This is a genomic window from Bacillus sp. LR--39 (assembly GCF_053613335.1).
The window spans coordinates 1-2,434 of sequence record NZ_JBSIOT010000036.1; the positions used below are offsets into that span (position 1 = coordinate 1).

The 2,434-nt window shown below is 47.8% G+C and carries 4 protein-coding genes; 3 read left to right on the plus strand and 1 reads right to left on the minus strand.

The annotated features are described in order from the left end of the window. Positions 1-162 precede the first annotated feature (162 nt). Positions 163-333, plus strand: coding sequence for a hypothetical protein (locus ACWHAR_RS19855; RefSeq protein ID WP_014481459.1), 171 nt, complete (start codon positions 163-165; stop codon positions 331-333). A 62-nt stretch (positions 334-395) separates the two neighbouring features. Continuing rightward, on the plus strand, positions 396-1,622 hold the full coding sequence (fdhA, locus tag ACWHAR_RS19860) for a formaldehyde dehydrogenase, glutathione-independent (RefSeq protein WP_072557107.1): 1,227 nt from the start codon (positions 396-398) through the stop codon (positions 1,620-1,622). Between the two features lie 33 nt (positions 1,623-1,655). Here the strand turns inward: fdhA and ACWHAR_RS19865 are convergent, their stop codons facing one another. Further along, positions 1,656-2,066: a hypothetical protein gene (locus tag ACWHAR_RS19865; RefSeq protein ID WP_452087599.1), complete on the minus strand. Its 411-nt coding sequence runs from the start codon at positions 2,064-2,066 to the stop codon at positions 1,656-1,658. A gap of 184 nt (positions 2,067-2,250) precedes the next feature. Here ACWHAR_RS19865 and ACWHAR_RS19870 point away from each other — a divergent pair, with 184 nt between their 5' ends. Continuing rightward, positions 2,251-2,421: a CxxH/CxxC protein gene (locus ACWHAR_RS19870; RefSeq protein WP_003236479.1), complete on the plus strand. Its 171-nt coding sequence runs from the start codon at positions 2,251-2,253 to the stop codon at positions 2,419-2,421. The last annotated feature ends 13 nt before the right edge of the window (positions 2,422-2,434 follow it).

The following is a 2,434-nucleotide window of genomic DNA, read 5'->3' on the forward strand; positions in this document are numbered from 1 at the left end:
CGGCGATTGCGTTAGTAACGAGTGTTGCCACATTATTTCTCAGGAAATTTTTTGAGTGATCTCTGTTTATGAAGAGACTGGTATGAAGTCTCTTTTTTTGTTGACCCGAAGTTTGCAGAGATTTTGGGTATGTTTTAGAAACGAATCTAAAGGAGGAATTACATGCGCACCAAACGAGTTATTCTTCTGGCAGTTATGATCAGCCTGGTTTCGGCCATTACTGTGTTCCTGTTAAATGGATGTAAAGTCGACTTCTTAGACATCGGCGGAACCATTATCGGCTGTTTTCTTGGCATATTTGTTGTTATAAGAATACAGAAAAAACAGTCGTGAAAAAGGGAAAGGGTCATGCCGAACCGAAGTCATGTTCAAGGGAGGAGAGTCCAAACACATGAATGGGAGGAATGGCGTTGACAGGAAACAAAGCGGTTGTGTACAAAGGCAAAGTGACTGTAGCGGTGGAGGATATCGGTTATCCGGAGTTAATCTTGAGGGACGGGCCCGGCGTTCCAAAGGCGAATGTGAATCGAAAATGTGAGCATGGGGTCATTCTCAAAGTCATTACAACCAACATTTGCGGAAGCGACCAGCATATGGTCAGAGGCCGCACAACGGCGCCAGAAGGCTTGGTGCTCGGGCATGAAATTACGGGAGAAGTCATTGAAACGGGGCGAGACGTCGAATTTATCAAAAAGGGCGATATCGTATCCGTTCCTTTCAATATTGCCTGCGGACGCTGTGAGATGTGCAAAACGCAGAAAACGCATGTGTGCCTGAATGTCAATCCGGACCGGCCGGGATCGGCTTACGGCTACGTCGATATGGGCGGCTGGGTCGGCGGCCAGTCTGAATACGTCATGGTGCCGTACGCTGACTTTCAGCTTTTGGTGTTCCCTGATAAAGAGCAGGCGTTAGAAAAGATTCTCGATTTGACCATGCTGTCCGACATTTTCCCGACCGGCTTCCATGGAGCTTATACAGCGGGCGTGCAAACAGGTTCAACCGTCTATATCGCGGGAGCGGGGCCTGTTGGCTTGGCAGCTGCGCACTCCGCTCAGCTCCTAGGCGCCTCCACCGTGATTGTCGGCGATCTGAACGAAGACAGACTGGCACAGGCGAGAAGCTTCGGCTGTGAAACGGTCAACGTGCGAAAACACGACCGCCTCGGCGAGCAAATTGAACAAATACTAGGTGAACCAACCGTTGATGCCGCAGTGGACTGTGTCGGCTTTGAAGCATCTGGGCACGGCAATCAAGGAGAAGCGCCAGCCGCCGTGCTGAACTCAATCATGGACGTCACCCAGGTCGGAGGCAGCCTTGGCATTCCAGGCTTATACGTGACCGAAGATCCCGGTGCAAAGGATGCCGACGCTAAAACAGGCTCACTAAAAATCCGCTTCGGACTCGGCTGGGCCAAAGCCCACACCTTCGTCACCGGACAAACACCCGCCATGACATACAACCGCAATTTGATGAAAGCGATCCTGAGCGGCAGAGCGCAAATCGCAAAGGCCGTCAACGCCACTGTCATTTCTCTGGACGACGCGCCAAAAGGCTACAGCGACTTCGACAAAGGCGCAGCCAAAAAATTCGTCATCGACCCGCATGGAACACTGAAGTAAAAGATAAAGCCGGACGTTCTCAGAACGCCGGCTTTATTGCTGGGAATCCGTTTCTTCAAAGCGGTTTCCCTTTTCATCCTGTACAATGAATTCCCCTTCGATTTTGTCCAGTCCAATCAAAATATAAGGGTTTTTCTCATTTGCCGTAGGAGCTGGTTTTCGTTTCACAGTTACAATCGTTTCTTTAGGTGAGAAATTGACGTCTGACACCTCAAGCTGTTTTTCGTTCTCGCTGCTTCCGAGAGACACGACGACCATTTTTTTGCCTTCTGATATGGTGAAGACTTGATATCCTTTTACATCATGTATTTGAAGGTAATTAGCGTATATTTCTAAGTCTGGACTGCCTTCACCGATTCGATCCTTCTCCAACATCCAATAAGACGGCTGACACCCAACAAGCAACAGCATGATCACAAAAAGCCAAACCCATCTAAAGCGCAAATGCAAACCTCCCCACACATCGGTTACATCCAAACTAACACACGAGCGAAATAGAGTCATCAACAACTTGTTTGTCGAATTGTGGATAAAACTCAGCCCGAATCACTACTAACATGTGAATAAATAGGTTATATTGAGAAGAGAACATTTGTAAAAATGGAAGAAATCATTGGAGGATTTGAACATGAAACAAACGTATTATTCCTGTGAAGAACACATTGAAACCGTGCTGGATATGTACATTGACGACCACGAGCTGCCGCCCGAAATCAGAAAAATCGAACATACTAACAGTTTATCCACAGCCTGTGAATTATGTGGGGACCCCGCAGTATATATAGTGGGGAACGAATGATCTTACACAAAAT

Bases quoted from the DNA above. Each gene is read 5' to 3' on its own strand.
- ACWHAR_RS19870 (WP_003236479.1), top strand. From the start codon at position 2,251: ATGAAACAAACGTATTATTCCTGTGAAGAACACATTGAAACCGTGCTG.
- ACWHAR_RS19855 (WP_014481459.1), top strand. From the start codon at position 163: ATGCGCACCAAACGAGTTATTCTTCTGGCAGTTATGATCAGCCTGGTT.
- fdhA (WP_072557107.1), top strand. From the start codon at position 396: ATGGGAGGAATGGCGTTGACAGGAAACAAAGCGGTTGTGTACAAAGGC.